This is a genomic window from Massilia sp. PWRC2 (assembly GCF_049896725.1).
GTDB lineage: Bacteria > Pseudomonadota > Gammaproteobacteria > Burkholderiales > Burkholderiaceae_D > JAFCUW01.
In genome coordinates, this window is the sequence record NZ_JAFCUW010000019.1 from 1 (window position 1) to 15,500 (window position 15,500).

General features: G+C 64.3%; 14 protein-coding genes and 1 riboswitch. All 14 genes read left to right on the forward strand.

Going from position 1 to position 15,500, the window contains the following annotated elements; genetic code table 11:
* Nucleotides 1-326: 326 nt before the first annotated feature.
* The 14 genes from cobT (at nucleotide 327) to ACP7BZ_RS22505 (ending at nucleotide 15,295) form a co-directional block, all read left to right on the forward strand.
* Nucleotides 327-1,361, forward strand: coding sequence for a nicotinate-nucleotide--dimethylbenzimidazole phosphoribosyltransferase (gene cobT / locus ACP7BZ_RS22440; RefSeq protein WP_426117339.1), 1,035 nt, complete (start codon nucleotides 327-329; stop codon nucleotides 1,359-1,361).
* Nucleotides 1,362-1,370: 9 nt separating this feature from the next.
* Nucleotides 1,371-2,150 (forward strand): adenosylcobinamide-GDP ribazoletransferase, encoded by a 780-nt coding sequence (locus ACP7BZ_RS22445; protein WP_426117341.1) that lies wholly within the window; start codon nucleotides 1,371-1,373, stop codon nucleotides 2,148-2,150.
* A gap of 1 nt (nucleotide 2,151) precedes the next feature.
* On the forward strand, nucleotides 2,152-2,751 hold the full coding sequence (locus ACP7BZ_RS22450; RefSeq protein WP_426117343.1) for a histidine phosphatase family protein: 600 nt from the start codon (nucleotides 2,152-2,154) through the stop codon (nucleotides 2,749-2,751).
* Between the two features lie 32 nt (nucleotides 2,752-2,783).
* A riboswitch (cobalamin riboswitch) is annotated at nucleotides 2,784-3,002 on the forward strand.
* Nucleotides 3,003-3,131: 129 nt separating this feature from the next.
* On the forward strand, nucleotides 3,132-5,006 hold the full coding sequence (locus tag ACP7BZ_RS22455; protein WP_426117345.1) for a TonB-dependent receptor domain-containing protein: 1,875 nt from the start codon (nucleotides 3,132-3,134) through the stop codon (nucleotides 5,004-5,006).
* A gap of 50 nt (nucleotides 5,007-5,056) precedes the next feature.
* Nucleotides 5,057-6,079: a FecCD family ABC transporter permease gene (locus ACP7BZ_RS22460; protein ID WP_426117347.1), complete on the forward strand. Its 1,023-nt coding sequence runs from the start codon at nucleotides 5,057-5,059 to the stop codon at nucleotides 6,077-6,079.
* Nucleotide 6,080: 1 nt separating this feature from the next.
* The gene (locus ACP7BZ_RS22465) at nucleotides 6,081-6,854 is read left to right on the forward strand and encodes an ABC transporter ATP-binding protein (RefSeq protein WP_426117349.1); all 774 of its coding nucleotides are present in this window, start codon (nucleotides 6,081-6,083) and stop codon (nucleotides 6,852-6,854) included.
* Entirely contained in the window at nucleotides 6,851-7,477 is a 627-nt protein-coding gene (cobO, locus tag ACP7BZ_RS22470) for a cob(I)yrinic acid a,c-diamide adenosyltransferase (protein WP_426117351.1), read from the forward strand. The genes ACP7BZ_RS22465 and cobO overlap by 4 nt, the downstream gene beginning before the upstream one ends.
* 12 nt (nucleotides 7,478-7,489) lie before the next feature.
* Entirely contained in the window at nucleotides 7,490-8,833 is a 1,344-nt protein-coding gene (locus ACP7BZ_RS22475) for a cobyrinate a,c-diamide synthase (RefSeq protein ID WP_426117353.1), read from the forward strand.
* Nucleotides 8,830-9,384, forward strand: a complete 555-nt coding sequence (gene cobU, locus ACP7BZ_RS22480) for a bifunctional adenosylcobinamide kinase/adenosylcobinamide-phosphate guanylyltransferase (RefSeq protein WP_426117355.1) — start codon at nucleotides 8,830-8,832, stop codon at nucleotides 9,382-9,384. Before ACP7BZ_RS22475 ends, cobU begins: the two co-directional genes overlap by 4 nt.
* On the forward strand, nucleotides 9,378-10,337 hold the full coding sequence (gene cbiB / locus ACP7BZ_RS22485; RefSeq protein WP_426117357.1) for an adenosylcobinamide-phosphate synthase CbiB: 960 nt from the start codon (nucleotides 9,378-9,380) through the stop codon (nucleotides 10,335-10,337). The genes cobU and cbiB overlap by 7 nt, the downstream gene beginning before the upstream one ends.
* A complete protein-coding gene (gene cobD, locus ACP7BZ_RS22490; RefSeq protein WP_426117359.1) occupies nucleotides 10,330-11,310 on the forward strand; it encodes a threonine-phosphate decarboxylase CobD in 981 nt (326 codons plus the stop codon). Before cbiB ends, cobD begins: the two co-directional genes overlap by 8 nt.
* Complete coding sequence (locus ACP7BZ_RS22495) at nucleotides 11,307-12,194, forward strand: cobalamin-binding protein (protein ID WP_426117361.1); 888 nt, start codon at nucleotides 11,307-11,309, stop codon at nucleotides 12,192-12,194. The genes cobD and ACP7BZ_RS22495 overlap by 4 nt, the downstream gene beginning before the upstream one ends.
* A 1-nt stretch (nucleotide 12,195) precedes the next feature.
* Complete coding sequence (locus ACP7BZ_RS22500) at nucleotides 12,196-13,656, forward strand: cobyric acid synthase (protein ID WP_426117363.1); 1,461 nt, start codon at nucleotides 12,196-12,198, stop codon at nucleotides 13,654-13,656.
* 586 nt (nucleotides 13,657-14,242) lie between these two features.
* On the forward strand, nucleotides 14,243-15,295 hold the full coding sequence (locus tag ACP7BZ_RS22505) for a hypothetical protein (RefSeq protein WP_426117365.1): 1,053 nt from the start codon (nucleotides 14,243-14,245) through the stop codon (nucleotides 15,293-15,295).
* Nucleotides 15,296-15,500 lie beyond the last annotated feature (205 nt).

Genomic DNA, 15,500 nt, shown 5'->3' on the forward strand with positions numbered 1-15,500 from the left:
CCGAAGTCACTGGCACTTTCATCAAACGCCCACACTTATCGACTGTTAATTGTTAAAGAACTTTATTCGGTACTGATTCTGCGCGGTGCGAAGCGTTGTGTTCGTTGCAGCAGAGAGGGGATAGTATGCAGCGTTTCGCGTATTCCGTCAACCTCTATTTTGTTACCCTGTTTTTGCAAACAGCCCCAACTCCTTGTTTTTGTTAACCAATTTCTTGGGGAGCCGAACTATAGCAAGGGCCTAGCCGGCAAGCAAGCCCTAATTCCTGCCTTTTGCTGTGCTATCTTAAGCGCTCTTTTTATAGCTTATTTATCAATACACCGCCGATGATGATTCCTTCGCTTGCCGCCACCGCCAACCCCACCCTCGCCGCCCGCCTAGACTATGCCATTAACAACAAAACCAAGCCGCTGGGCAGCCTTGGCACTTTGGAAAAGCTGGCCCGCCAGATTGGCCTGATCCAACAAACCCACGCCCCCACGCTGTCGCAGCCAACCATCCTGGTGTTCGCTGCCGATCACGGCGTCGTCGCTGAAGGGATCTCCGCCTTTCCACAGGACGTCACCTGGCAAATGGTCGAAAACTTTCTCGCCGGCGGTGCTGCCATCAATGTGTTCGCAGCGCAGTCTGGCTGTACGCTGCAAATCATCGATGCCGGGGTGAATCACGATTTTGGCCAGCGCAACAATCTGTTGGACCGCAAGCTAGCCAACGGTACCGCCAATTTTGCCAAGGCCCCCGCCATGAGCGCCGAATTGTGTGCCGCGGCCTTGAGCACCGGCATGGCATTGGCAGCTGCCGTCGATGGCAATCTGATCGGCTTCGGTGAAATGGGTATTGGCAACACCACCTCGGCCGCTGCGCTCATGCACAAGCTGTGCGCGATCCCGCTGGCGCAGTGCGTCGGCGCCGGTACCGGCCTGTCAATCGAAGGCGTCGCCCACAAACAGCAGGTGATCGACACCGCCGTCGCCTTCCACGCGGGGGTCGACGCCCCGCTCGAAGTGCTGGCCACCTTCGGCGGCCTGGAGATCGCCATGATGGTCGGCGCAATGCTGCAAGCCGCCGCCGATCGCAAGGTGCTGCTCATCGATGGCTTCATCGTCACCAGCGCCCTGCTGGTGGCCAGCCGCCTGCAACCGGCGATCCTCGACTACTGTGTGTTCTCGCACTGCTCGGCCGAGAGCGGCCACCAGCACATGCTGGCCGCGCTCGGCGCCAGTCCCCTGCTGCAGCTCGATTTGCGCCTCGGCGAAGGAACTGGCTGCGCGCTGGCCGTGCCGCTACTGCAGGCGGCCGTCAACTTCCTCGCGCATATGGCCACCTTCGATTCGGCCCAAGTGAGCGAAAAAACTCACTGAGATCGCCCCGTGCATCAACTACGCCTGTTTTTCACCGCCCTGCAGTTTTTTACGCGCCTGCCAATTCCGGCATGGGTCGGCTTCGCCCCCGAATGGCTCAATCAGGCCGCCCGCTATTTTCCCCTGGTCGGCGTGATCGTTGCCGCCATCAGTGCGGCGCTGTACGTGCTGGCGGTCTTGCTGCTGCCAGCACCAGTGGCGGTGGTGATCGCAACGGCGGGCACCATCTATGCCACCGGCGCTTTTCATGAAGACGGTTTTGCCGACATGTGCGACGGCTTCGGCGGTGGCATGACGGCCGAACGGGTACTCGAGATCATGAAGGACTCGCGAATCGGTGCCTATGGCGCCATCGGCACCGTGTGCATGCTGGGCCTCAAATGCACGGCGCTGGCCAGCATGCCGCCCTTGACCGTCATCGGTGCGCTGTTCGCCGCCCATGTCGTATCGCGCTGGCTGGCCACAGCCCTGATCTGGCGCATGCACTACGCCAGGGCGGAGGGCAAGGCCAAGCCGCTGGCCCAAAGCATGCGCGCTGGTGAATTCGCCATTGCCACCGCCACCACCGTGGCCGTACTAGCCATCGTCGGCGCCAGTGGCGTCGTCAAGGTCGCTGCCCTCGGCGCCGGCGTGCTGGGCGCAGCCATTGCCACCGTCTGGCTGGGGCGCCTGTTCGCCCGTCGTATCGGTGGCTACACGGGAGACTGCCTCGGCGCCGTCCAGCAGGTCGGCGAAGTGATGGTCTATCTGGGCGTGCTGGCCACGCTTGGCGACGGCGCCCTGACCTGACATGCGATTGATACTGGTACGCCACCCTGCCACGCGCATCGCCGCTGGCGTCTGCTACGGCAGCAGCGACATCGCCGTCGAGCCGACGGCCTTGAACGCCGCCTTGATTACGCTCGCGGCCACGCTGCCGCCTGCTGCGTCGTCGCCACTACCGATTTATTCAAGCCCGCTGCAGCGCTGCACGGCGCTCAGCACTATGCTGGCAGCGCAGCGTGGCATGCCGCCACCGCGCCTCGACGCCCGGCTGGCCGAAATGGATTTCGGTGCGTGGGAACTGCAGCCGTGGGAGCACATCGCCCGTGCCGACATCGACGCCTGGGCCGCAGACCTGTGCGGCTACGCGCCCGGCGGTGGTGAAACCGTTCTGCAGGTAGCCACCCGGGTCGCCGCCTTTGTCGATGCGTTCAGAGGCGACAACGTTGCAGTAAACGACGCCATCGTCGTCTGCCACGCCGGTACCATCCGTCTGCTGACAGCCCTGCAACAGGCCATGCTACAGGGCGCAAAAATCACCAACGGTACGCTGGCAGAGGTGGCGCTGCGAGCTGCCGCCACCGCGCACCATATCGATTACGCTGGCACCGTGTCCCTGCAATTCTGACAAGCTAATGCCGCCATGTTCACCATGTGGCCGTATAATGGCGGCGTTTTGGTGCTCGCGCGTCTGTCCTGACGCGCAGTTAAACGGGAAACACGAAGCCTGGTTCTTAGGCCTGCGTGTGCTGCCCCCGCAACGGTCAGCAAGTGTCGCCATGCGCGACAAACCATCTTTGACAACCACTGTGCTTTGCATGGGAAGGTGAGATGGTCTAACTTGCCAGCCCGGATACCGGCCAACACAGGTGGAAGTGAGCGTACGGGATGTGCGCGACACGGACAACGCCGGCGCTGCCGGCGTGGCCTGGTCGTATGCTGTTCGCTCGCTTCTGTTCAATCTGGCCCACGGGGATGTAGGCCGGTTGCCCATTACAGACGAAGACCATGACTCAACCTATTTCCCGCCACGCCGCCCTGGCGTCACTGGCACTGGCGCTTGCCGCGCCCGCCGTTCACGCCGATTCCGGCGATTCCGCCACCGCCCCTGCCGCCACCGTTCTGGTGACCGCCAGCCGCAGCCCGCAGCCGCTGGCCGATGTCATCAGCGACAGCGTCGTCATCGGCGCCGAGCAGATTGCGGCGTCCGGCGCCGACTCCGTCGTCGACCTGCTGCAACGCCAGCGCGGCATTGAAATCGCCCGCAATGGCGGTGCCGGCACCAGCGCCAGCGTGTTTATCCGCGGCGCCAACAGCAATCAAAACATCGTGCTGGTCGACGGTGTGCGGATCGGCTCATCGACCACCGGTGCGGCCAACTGGAGCGCCATTCCGCTAAGCGCCATCGATCACATTGAAATCGTCTACGGCCCATTAAGTTCGATGTATGGCGCCGACGCCGTCGGCGGCGTCATCCAGATTTTTACCCGCACTGGCAAGGGCGCCCCGACATGGACGGCGTCTGCCGGCTACGGCAGCGACAACACCCGCGCGCTCGATGCCAGCGTGGCCGGCGCCACCGCCGGCGAGCATCGCGTCAGCTACGCCATCAGCGCCAGCCGCGAAAAATCGGACAGCTTCTCGGCCACCCGCCAGGGCAGCAGCGCCTACAACGCCGATCGCGATGGCTACGACAGGACCAGCGTCGCCGCCCAGCTGCGCTTTGCGCTCGCCGCCGGTTACGAAGTGGGCGCCGTGCTGCTCCATAGCGCACTCGATAGCCAGTACGACGCTGGCGCCGGACCCTATGATGTGCGCAGCGAGGCGCAACTGTCGAACGGCGCCGTGTTTGGCCGGGCCCAGTTGACGCCGCGCTGGACCAGCATGCTGCAATATGCCCAAAGCCGCGACAACAGCGTCAATTACAGCAGCGCCGCCGCCTCGGGCTATTCGCGCATCGACAGCAGGCAACGGGAGCTCAGCTGGCAGAACGATATCGTGCTCGGCAGCGACATCCTGCAGCTGTTGCTCGACCATCGTGAAGAAGAGGTGTCGACCAACGGCGCCGACGCCTTGAATCGCCAGCGCAGCAGCAACGCGGTTGCCGCTTCCTACAACGCACGCCGCGGTGCCCACCTGTTCAGTGCCAGCGCACGGCGCGACAAGTCGGTGTATGGCGCCAATACCACCGGTGCGCTCGGCTATGCTTACCAGTTGACGCCGACCCTGCGCGCCAGCGCCAGCTATGGCAGCAGCTTTCGCGCGCCTACCTATAACGAACTGTATTACCCTTCGTACGGCAATCCGGCCAATCGCCCGGAACAGGGCCGCAATGCCGAAATCGGCGTGCGCTATGACGATGGCGTGCACGCCCTCAGCGCCAGCTACTACCGCAACCGGCTCACCGACCTGCTGGTCAACACCACCCCGTGCCCGTTCGGCCTGGCCACCTACCGGTACGGCTGTGCCTACAACGTCAGTCGTGCGCAGCTGGAGGGCTTGACCGTGGCCGGCGCCACCCGTCTGCTGGGCGTGAACCTCAATGCCAGCGTCGACCTGCAAGACCCGAAAGACGACACCACCAGGCTGCGCCTGGCACGCCGCAGCAAGCGCCACGCCAGCGTCAACGCCAGTTACGCCGTGGGTCCGCTGGAGGCGGGCGTCGAACTGGCGCTGTCGGGCGACCGATTTGACGACGCCGCCAACAAAAATCGCCTGGGCGGTTATGGCCTGGTCAATCTGCTCGCCACCTACAGCATGGCGCGCGACTGGTCGCTGCTGGTGCGCTGGAATAACGTCGGCGACAAACGCTACGAGCTGGCACGTTTTTATAACACTGCCGGCGCGAAGGTCTTTGCCGGCGTTCGTTACGGTTTTAGATAAGCACTGTGCGCTACCCTGGTAGCGCCAACTGTCCACTCTTGAAAGCACTCATGCATCCCTACTCCCGCACGCTACGCCGGCGCGCCATGCTCACGCTGACCGGCTTGACCGTGTTCGCGCTTGCCAGCCTGCTGTTCGCGGGAATGACCGGCTCGGTCAGGGTGCCGCTGGCCGAGCTGCCGGCGGCCCTCGCTGACCTGTTGCACGGTCAGACCAGCTCTCTGGCCGCCACCCTGCTCGAGCTCAGACTCAGCCGGGCCGCGGTCGGCTTTGTCACTGGCGCCGCCCTGTCGCTGGCCGGCGTGATGATGCAGGCGCTGCTGCGTAATCCGCTGGCCGATCCGTATGTCCTGGGTATTTCGGGTGGCTCCGCCGTCGGCGCCCTGGGCGCGCTGTTGTTCATGTGCGCCGCCTGGGTGGTCGACGCGGCGGCATTTGGCGGCGCCGTCATCATCTCGGCGATCCTGTATGCGCTGGCGCGGCGCGATCTGCGCGGCGGCGCCGCGGCCGAAGGCGGCAGCTCTCTGCTGCTGCTCACCGGCGTGATCCTCGCCTCGGCCTGTATGGCGATGGTCTCGCTGATGCTGTCGATCGCTCCCGACAGCCGCCTGCGCAGCATGATCTTCTGGATGATCGGCGACCTCGCCGGCGCCCCCCTGCGACTGTTACCCTGGGTGGTGCTGGCCAGCGCCTTGCTGTTCGCCCTGCGCAGCGCACGCGACATGAACGTGATGGCACTGCACGCTGAAAACGCCGCCACCCTCGGCGTCAAAGTGGGACTGCTGCGCAAAAGCCTGTTCTTCGCCTCCGGCCTGCTCACTGCCAGCGCCGTGACCACGGCTGGCAGCATCGGCTTTGTCGGCCTGATCGTGCCACATGCCATCCGCTTTCTGGTCGGTCCCGACCATCGCGTGCTCATTCCCGCAGCGGCGCTGGCGGGCGGCGCCTTTCTGGTGCTGGCCGACGCCCTCGCGCGCACCGTGATCGCGCCGCAGCAGTTGCCGGTGGGCGTGGTGACCGCGCTGATCGGCGCCCCGGTGTTCCTCTATCAGCTGCACCGACTGCGTAAATAAGATGATCGCCACCCACCAACTGTGTTTGCGCATTGGCCAGCGTCTGCTGGTCGATCAACTCGATCTACAAATTCATCAAGGCCAATGCTGGAGCATTATCGGCCGCAATGGCGCCGGCAAGAGTACCTTGCTGCGCACCCTGGCCGGCCTGCGCCCTGCCGATGGCGGCCATGTGACACTGGGCGAACGCGCACTGGCCGACTGGCCTTTGACCGAACTGGCGCGCCAGCGTGCCTTTCTGGCGCAAAGCCGCAGCGACGCCTTTGCCTACAGCGTCATCGAAACGGTGCTGGCCGCGCGTCACCCTTACCACGGCAAGCGATACTGGGAAGACAGCACTGACCACGCCATCGCCCTGTGCGCACTCGAGCAGATGGAAGTGGCGGCCCTGGCCGGGCGCGATGTGCGCACCCTGTCCGGTGGCGAAAGGCAGCGCGTGGCGATCGCCGCCATGCTGGCGCAAGACAGCCCCTTGCTGCTGCTCGACGAACCGGCCAATGCGCTCGACCTGGCGCACCAGGTGTCGACCATGTCGCTGCTGGCGCGCCTGTGCCGCGAGCGTCATAAAACCGTGGTCATGATCGGCCACGACCTGACGCTGGCCCACAGCATCTCCAGCCACGCGCTGCTGTTGATGGGCGACGGCCGCTGGCTGGCCGGCACCACCGCCGCCGTGATGCGTGCCGATCTGCTGGGTGAGTATCTCGGTCATCCGATCGACATCATCGAGCATGGCCAGCGCCGTATTTTCATTCCATCCGAGGAACAGTCGTGAGCACACCAAGTACCGAAGAACGCGACGCCATCAATGAGCGCCACCGTGTCCGCATGGCGCGCAAGAAGGCGATTATCGATGCCAATATTGCCGCCGCCGACAAATCGATCGGCATCATCATCGTCAACAGCGGCAACGGCAAGGGCAAAAGCTCGAGCGGCCTGGGCATGGTGATGCGCGCCATGGGTCACGACATGCAGGTCGGCGTGGTGCAATTCATCAAAGGCGCGCTGCAAACGGGCGAAGAGAAATTCCTGCGCCGCTTCCCTGACACGGTGCAGTTTCACGCGATGGGCGAAGGCTATACCTGGAACACCCAGGACCGCGAACGCGATATCGAAAAAGCCCGGCTGGCGTGGCAGCAGGCCAGGCAGTTCCTGCGCGATCCCAGTATAGGCCTGGTGCTGCTCGATGAACTCAATATCGCCCTCAAATACCAGTATCTCGAGCTTGACGTCGTCATCGCCGACCTGCTCGCACGCCCGTCCATGCAGCATGTGGTCATCACCGGCCGCGGCGCGCCGCAGGAGCTGATCGATATCGCCGACACAGTTACCGAGATGGCCGTCGTTAAACATGCCTACGCTGCCGGCATCGGCGCCCAGGCCGGCATCGAATGGTGAACGGGAGACGCGATGCGTGAAACCGACCAGATCACGGTAAAGGCACTGCTGGTGACCGCAGTCGCTTCGGGCCAGGGAAAAACTTCAGTGACGGCAGCGCTGGCACGCAAACTGGTACGCCAGGGTCAGCGCGTGCGGGTATTTAAGTGTGGTCCGGATTTTATCGATCCGATGATCCTCGAACGGGCCAGCGGCGCAGCGGTGCAGTCGCTCGACCTGTGGCTGGTGGGCACCGATGCCTGCCGCCGTTTGCTGGCCGAGGCGGCAACCGAGGCCGACGTCATCCTGATCGAAGGGGTGATGGGCCTGTATGACGGCGCGCCGTCGTCGGCCGACCTGGCGCGCGCCTTCGGGATACCGGTGCTGGCGGTGATCGATGCCTCGGCCATGGCGCAAACTGCCGGTGCGCTGGCGCAGGGCTTGCGCGACTATGGACCGGTGGCGCTCGCTGGCATTGCTGCCAACCGCATCGCCAGCAGCGCTCACGCGGCCATGGTCGCCGCCTCGCTGCGCGACATCGCCCTGCTGGCCACCCTGCCCGGTCAGGCGATTTCGCTGCCGGAGCGCCACCTTGGACTGGTGGTGCCCGGTGAGCTGAGCATGATCGACAGCGTGCTCGATACGCTTGCCGAACAGCTGGTGTTCAATAGCGCCGCCTGGCAGGCGCTGCCACCGGTGCGCCTGCCGGTGCCGGCTGCAGCGGCCGCGCTGCCGCCACTGCTGGCCGGCCGCACCATTGCGGTCGCCCGCGACGCCGCCTTCCTGTTTATCTACCCGGCCAACCTGGCGACCCTGCAGGCGCTGGGCGCCAAGCTGTGCTTTTTTTCGCCGCTGGCCAACGACGGCGTGCCAGACGGTGCCGACGCCGTCTATCTGCCGGGCGGCTACCCGGAACTGCACGCAGCGACCCTCGCCGCGGCACGTCACTGGCGCAGCTCGATCCGTGCGGCCCATGCTGCTGGTGTACCGATTCTGGCCGAGTGTGGCGGTATGATGGCGCTGGCCGATACACTCAGCGACCTGGATGGCGCGTGCTGGCCGATGGCGGCCATCCTGCCCGGCAGCGTCAGCATGCAGACCCGCCTGGCCGGGCTGGGCTCGCAGGCGCTACCGACCGCGCAAGGCCCGCTGCGTGGCCACACCTTTCATTATTCGACCTTGACGACCAGCGTCCCGCCAGTTGCGCACACGCTCAAGCAGACCACCATTGGCGCTGACGTGCGCGCTGAAGTGCGCGGTGAAGCGTGCTATCGCATCGGTTCACTGACCGCCTCGTATTTTCATGCCTATTTCCCGTCCAACCCGCAGGCAGTCGCGGCGCTGCTGTTGCCTGTCGCCCCGAATGCGCCCACATGACACGCACCCTGATCCTGGGCGGCGCCCGGTCGGGCAAAAGTGCCTACGCCGAGCGGCTGGCCGTCGACGCCGGCAAAGAAGTGCTCTACCTGGCCACCGCCACCGCCGGCGACGACGAGATGGCCGCGCGCATTGCCCACCACCGCGCCAGCCGTCCTGCCGAGTGGCGCACGGTGGAAGAGCCGACGGCGCTGGGCAATGCGCTGCTGCGCTGGTCGTCGCCCGAGCGCCTGATCCTGGTCGACTGCCTGACGCTGTGGCTCAGTAACCTGCTCTTTAGCGGCGCTGACTATCCGGACGTCGGCGCGCTGACCCTGCCGGCGCAGTTCTACCAACAGCAGGACATGCTCGCTACCGCACTGACGCAGTGCAGCGGCGACATCGTGCTGGTGTCAAACGAGATTGGCCTGGGCTTGATGCCGATGGGCGCAATTTCACGCCGCTTCATGGACGAGCAGGGCCGCCTGAACCAGGCCATGGCCGCCTTGTGCGACCGCGTGGTGTTTGTCGCTGCAGGCTTGCCGCTGTTTCTCAAAGGCGGTCCGTGCTAGGCGGTCTTGACCTGCCGGCCATCGCCGCGCTGATGCTGACCGGTGTGCTGCTCGACGTACTACTGGGCGAAGCGCGCCGCTGGCATCCGCTGGTCGGCTTCGGTCACTGGGCCAGGTGGCTGGAGCGGCAACTCAACCGCGGCGCCGGCACGCGCGCCAGCGGTGCGCTGGCCTGGCTGCTGGCAGTGGCGCCACCGACCGTGCTCGCCACGCTGCTGGTGCACTGCGCACCTGCGCTCTGGTGCAACTGGCTGGCGCAGGCGGCCCTGCTCTATCTATGCCTCGGCCTGCGCAGCCTGCGTGACCACAACCTGCCGATCGCCGCGGCGCTGGCGCGAGGCGATATGCCTGAGGCCCGCCGTTTGACCGCCCGTATCGTCAGCCGTGATACCAGGTCGGCCAGCGATACCGCGCTGGCGCGGGCCAGTACCGAATCGCTGCTGGAAAATGGCAATGACGCCGTCTTCGCTACCCTGTTCTGGTTTATCGTCGCGGGCGCGCCCGGCGCCGTGCTGTTCCGCGCTGCCAATACCCTCGACGCCATGTGGGGCTATCGCAGCGCGCGCTACCTGCGCTTCGGCTTTACGGCAGCACGCCTCGACGATGCTTTCAATTTGCTGCCCGCGCGCCTGACCGCCTGCTCCTATGTACTGATGGCGCGCGGCATGCCGGCCAGGCAGCACGCCTGGCGATGCTGGCGCCTGCAGGCACCACTGTGGGATAGCCCGAACGCTGGCCCCGTCATGGCCAGCGGCGCCGGCGCCCTTGGCATCGTGCTGGGCGGCGCTGCGATCTACGACGGCGCAATCGAGCACCGCCCGCAACTCGGTTACGGCGTGCCGGCGAGCGGCGCCGACATCACCCGCGCCTGGCAACTGGTGGCGCGCACCACCGTCCTGTGGCTGCTGGTGGCGCTGACCGCATCGGCGCTGGCGCAGTGCTGCCATGCTTGAACACGGCGGCAATCTGCGCCTGGCCCGCCAGCGCTACGGTGGTGACGACTGGATCGATCTGTCGACCGGCATCAACCCGCACGGCTATCCGGCGCCGCTCGTAGCGGATCACGCCTGGCATCGCCTGCCAGAAGCCGATCCCGCGCTGGTCGATGCCGCCTGTGCCTTGTATGGCGCGCCGTTCATGCTAGCGGTAGCCGGCACCCAGGCCGCCATCCAGACCTTGCCGCGCCTGCGCGCGCCGGCACGGGTGACGGTAGCGGCGCCGTCGTACGCCGAACACGCCCATCACTGGGCAGCGCACGGCCACGCCGTCAGCCTGGTGCCGTACACGGAACTCGATGCCGCCGTGGCGCACAGTGACGTCGTCGTGCTGTGCAATCCGAACAATCCGACCGGTGCCACCATCGCGGCGCCACAGCTGCTCGCATGGGCCGCCGTGCTGGCAGCGCGTGGCGGATCGCTGGTGATCGACGAAGCGTTTGCCGATACCGCTCCGCATAACAGCATCGCCGCCTGCGCCGCGCAGCCTGGCATCATCGTATTGCGTTCGATCGGCAAATTTTTCGGCCTGGCCGGCATCCGCGTCGGCTTCGTCGCTGCCGAACCACTGTTGTTGAACCGCCTGGCCGACGCGCTCGGGCCCTGGACCATCAGCGGGCCGGCGCAGCAGATCGCTATTACCGCGCTGTGCGATCAAGCGTGGCAACAACAAACACGGGCAAGCCTGACCGCCGCTGGCGAGCGCTTGCATGCTCTGCTGGCGCAGGCCGGCATCGCCGCCACAGGCACGCCGCTGTTCCAGTGGTGGGCGCATGGCGAACCTGAAGCATTCCAGCGCCATATGGCCGAACGCCACCTGTGGGTTCGCCTGTTTCAACACGCCGCGCGCGGCATCCGCCTCGGTCTGCCGGCCGACGAAGATGGCTGGCAGCGCCTGCACACCGCACTTTATGATTGGACCAACCGATGAACAACCCTGCCGCCCGGCTGCTAGCGCCCCTGTTAGTGACCCTGTGCGCCGCCACCGCCCATGCCGAGATCACTGTGCGCGACGATGGCGGCAAGGCCGTCACCCTGACAAAGCCGGCGCAGCGCATCGTCGCCATGGCGCCGCACATCACCGAACTGCTGTTCGCCGCTGGCGGCGGTGACCGTATCGTCGGCGCCGTCAGTTACAGCGACTATCCGGAAGCGGCCAAGCAGATCCCCCGCGTGGGCGACAACCGCCAGGTCGACATCGAGCGCATCATCGCCATGAAGCCAGACCTGATCGTGGTATGGATGCACGGCAGTTCCGAGCGCCAGGTCGATTTGCTGCGCCAGTTGAACGTACCGATTTTTCACAGTGAGCCGAAAAAGCTCGACGACATCGCCGACAGCCTGGTGCGCATGGGCCAGATGATGGCAACCGAGAGCGTCGCCAACGCGGCCGCTGCCGACATTCGCCGCCAGTTTGCCGCGATGGCGCAAACATATGGCAAGCGCTCGCCGGTGCGGCTGTTTTACCAGGTCTGGGACAAACCCCTCTATACACTGAGCAACGGCTCGATTGTCAGCGACGCCATGCGTCTGTGCGGCGGCGTCAACGTGTTTGGCGACTTGACCGTGACAGCGCCGGTGGTGGGGATCGAGGCGGTGCTGCAGGCGGACCCGGAGGCCATCTTCGGCACCGCCGAAAAAAATTATGGCGGTATCAATCTATGGCGCCGGTATGGCAATATGCAGGCAGTCCGGCGCGACAATCTGTTTATTCTGAATGGCGAATTGCTCAACCGCGCCGGGCCGCGCATGGTGGCTGGCACCCTGGCCCTGTGCGAAAAACTCGAGCTGGCCCGTCAACACCGGGGACGCTGAGATGGCCTTCCCTTATCCAACCCTGATGGTCCAGGGCACCACCTCGGACGCCGGCAAAACCACCGTGGTGGCCGCTTTGTGCCGACTGCTCAAGCGCGATGGCGTCAAGGTGGCGCCATTCAAGCCGCAGAACATGGCCCTCAACAGTGCGGTAACGGCCGATGGTGGCGAGATCGGCCGCGCCCAGGCCTTACAGGCAATCGCCGCCGGCGTGGATGCTACCACCGACATGAACCCGGTGCTGCTCAAGCCATCGTCCGACACCGGCGCCCAGGTGATCATTCACGGCAAAGTCCGCGCCGATATGGAGGCGCGCGACTACCATCACTACAAAACCGTCGCCATGCAGGCGGTGCTTCAATCGCATCAGCGCCTGTGCGCGCAGTATGACGCCATCATCGTCGAAGGCGCCGGCAGTCCGGCAGAAATCAACCTGCGCGATCGCGACATCGCCAACATGGGCTTCGCCGAAGCGGTCGACTGCCCGGTGATCCTGGTGGCGGACATCGACCGCGGTGGCGTATTCGCCCACATCGTCGGCACCCTTTCCTGCCTGTCCGAGAGCGAACGCGCGCGCACCATCGGCTTCGTAATCAACCGCTTCCGCGGCGACATCTCGCTACTCCAGCCGGGTCTGGACTGGCTCGAAGCACAGACCGGCAAGCCGGTGCTGGCCGTGCTGCCCTACCTGCATGGGCTATTTCTCGATGCCGAGGATGCGGTGCAGCCGGTGCAAGCATCGCAGGGCGCCTTTCGGGTGGTGGTACCGAGCCTGCCGCGCATGAGTAATCACACCGATTTCGACGCCCTGCGTGCCCATCCCGACGTCGACCTGCGCTTTGTGCGGCAGGGCGAACCCATTCCACCGGCCGATCTGATCATCCTCCCCGGCAGCAAGCACACACGCGCTGATCTGGCCTGGCTGCAGTTACACGGCTGGCCGCATCGGATTGCCCAGCACCTACGCTACGGCGGCAAAGTGATCGGCATTTGTGGCGGCTTTCAGATGCTGGGCACGAGCGTCATCGATGCGCTCGGTGTCGAAGGCAGCGCGGGCGAATCGGCCGCACTCGGTGTGCTCGACATCGTGACCGAGATGGGGACCGTCAAGCGCCTGCAGCAGGTCAGCGGCCACTGTGCCTTCGACGAACACAAGGCGGCGGTCAGTGGCTACGAAATCCACATGGGGTCATCGCGCGGCGCCGCCATGGCACTGCCGGCATTCATCATCGACGGCCGCGCCGAAGGGGCGCGCTCGGACGACGGCCAGGTGCTTGGCACCTACCTGCATGGTTTATTCGATACGCCCCAGTCATGCGCCGCCCTGCTGCGTTGGGCCGGGCTCGAATCGGACGCCAGCATCGACACGGTGGCGCTGCGCGAAGCGAGCCTGGAGCGACTCGCCGATGCCACCCAACCGCTATTTGACGCGCTCGTCGCGCTCGGCAATAAAACAGTATAAATCGTTTATTCCTGTTTGAGCGGGGCGGCCCGGTCGGCACCATCTGCGTTCCCGGAACTGGTTTCGTCGCAAGCTTGCCGAGATGGCACTATACAACAACCAAAAGTAACAACACGAAACTTCCGTTGCCGCCTAAAAACTAAGATGCAACCATGCTGTCCTGCGAAAGATGAGACCACATCGCGCCGACAGCATCGCACCACTTGCTGTCGCAACTGCTTCGTTGCCCTTATTTCGACGATAGCCCCGGTCCCATTCTTATCCTCTTGTGTAAGGCCTGCCCCTTGGCTTGCCCGCTCTAATTTAACAGAAGGAATACCATGTCCCGTCGTCTATTACTGTGTCTGTTGATTGCCGGCGCCAGCGCTTACGCGGCGCCGGCGGGTCGTTCGACCTCACTGCTGCAGGGTGTGTCACATGCACCGTGCCACTTCACTTGCCATGGACCGGACGCGCAATGAAAGCCGCCTTACTTCCCCCCCTTTCCTTATTGAGTCTGCTGTCCGGGGTACTGCAGGGCGACAAAAATTTTTTTGCGCCGGGCAGGCAGCGGCCCCAGCACCGTGCAGGCACGCGGCCACCGGTCATGAACTGCCCGGCACCGCCGACAACGGCAGTGGCCATTGCTGACGATCATGCGCTCCCCCAGACGCCATTTGATTTCAACAGCATTGCCGAAACGACCGCCATCATCCCGCCGTTTCCCTATCTCGACTATCCGCCCACGCTACCCGCAGCGCTGCGACGCTTCAGCGGGTTCCCGATGGATGAAGTCGATGTCATTCTGGGCAGCCAGCGGCATCGGCTGGAAGGGAGGATTGCCATGCGCACTTTCCGCCATCGCGATGCCGCCATGTCCGACGCCGCAGTGCGTCGCCATTATCAGGCGGCCTTGCAAACGGTTGGCGCCATCAAGGTCAACGTCGACAAGCCTGATGCCCACTATTCAGCCGACCCGTGCAAGGCAACACTGCGCGCCCCCTATTACGACATGTCTTACGATGTGTATCTGATGCGCCAGGGTGCCGCGCGGCACTGGATCGTGCTGATGACCAGCGACACTGACACGCGCCTGCTGTCGATCGAAGAATTGCCCTTCGTGCAGACGATAGGCTACGAGGGTGCATCCGGGAAAACAATATGCGTCAAGGCCACGGGTAGCGCAGCGGTAGCGACGCACCCGCTCGACTTCGATGCGGTACCGCTGCACACGATGCCGCTCCCGCAGTTTCCGTATCTGCCGTTTCCTGACAAGGTGCCTGCGGCCCACCGCAAAGCGGCCCATGCTGATTTTGATACTGCAAGCGTGATCGTCGGTGACCGTTTGCATGCCGTCGAAGGCAAGGTGGTCACCCGCACCTTTGACAACCGTTTCGCCGAAATGTCGCCCATGGCAATCCGGCGCAACTACGAAGCGGCCGTGAAAGGCCTCGGTGCCGTCCAGGTCAACACCATCACACCGGAAAACCGTGCCCTGATCGACGCCAGCGGCCGCGAATACGCCATGCGCATACAACTACGGATGGATGGCTTCGGCACCTCGTACGCCAGCTACCTGGTGCGCACACCAGACAGGAATATCTGGCTGGCATTGATGTTCAGTGACGATCGCACCCACATCCTTGTGATTGAGGAATAAATAAAAGCGGCTGCAAGAAGCGCAGACGGCGCGGCCTTTATATGGTACTGCAGGCGCACTGCCATGGTAAATAAAACCGCAGACGTAAAAAACCCCGCACATCACTGTACGGGGTTTTCTCACTATAACTAGCCTGACGATAACCTACTTTCACACTGGTTGCAGCACTATCATCGGCGTAATATCGTTTCACGGTCCTGTTCGG

Coding starts and splice junctions, on each gene's coding strand:
- ACP7BZ_RS22450 (WP_426117343.1), top strand. CDS start 2,152: ATGCGATTGATACTGGTACGCCACCCTGCCACGCGCATCGCCGCTGGC.
- cobU (WP_426117355.1), top strand. CDS start 8,830: ATGACACGCACCCTGATCCTGGGCGGCGCCCGGTCGGGCAAAAGTGCC.
- cobD (WP_426117359.1), top strand. CDS start 10,330: ATGCTTGAACACGGCGGCAATCTGCGCCTGGCCCGCCAGCGCTACGGT.
- ACP7BZ_RS22460 (WP_426117347.1), top strand. CDS start 5,057: ATGCATCCCTACTCCCGCACGCTACGCCGGCGCGCCATGCTCACGCTG.
- ACP7BZ_RS22505 (WP_426117365.1), top strand. CDS start 14,243: ATGAACTGCCCGGCACCGCCGACAACGGCAGTGGCCATTGCTGACGAT.
- ACP7BZ_RS22495 (WP_426117361.1), top strand. CDS start 11,307: ATGAACAACCCTGCCGCCCGGCTGCTAGCGCCCCTGTTAGTGACCCTG.
- ACP7BZ_RS22465 (WP_426117349.1), top strand. CDS start 6,081: ATGATCGCCACCCACCAACTGTGTTTGCGCATTGGCCAGCGTCTGCTG.
- ACP7BZ_RS22455 (WP_426117345.1), top strand. CDS start 3,132: ATGACTCAACCTATTTCCCGCCACGCCGCCCTGGCGTCACTGGCACTG.
- ACP7BZ_RS22475 (WP_426117353.1), top strand. CDS start 7,490: ATGCGTGAAACCGACCAGATCACGGTAAAGGCACTGCTGGTGACCGCA.
- ACP7BZ_RS22500 (WP_426117363.1), top strand. CDS start 12,196: ATGGCCTTCCCTTATCCAACCCTGATGGTCCAGGGCACCACCTCGGAC.
- cobT (WP_426117339.1), top strand. CDS start 327: ATGATGATTCCTTCGCTTGCCGCCACCGCCAACCCCACCCTCGCCGCC.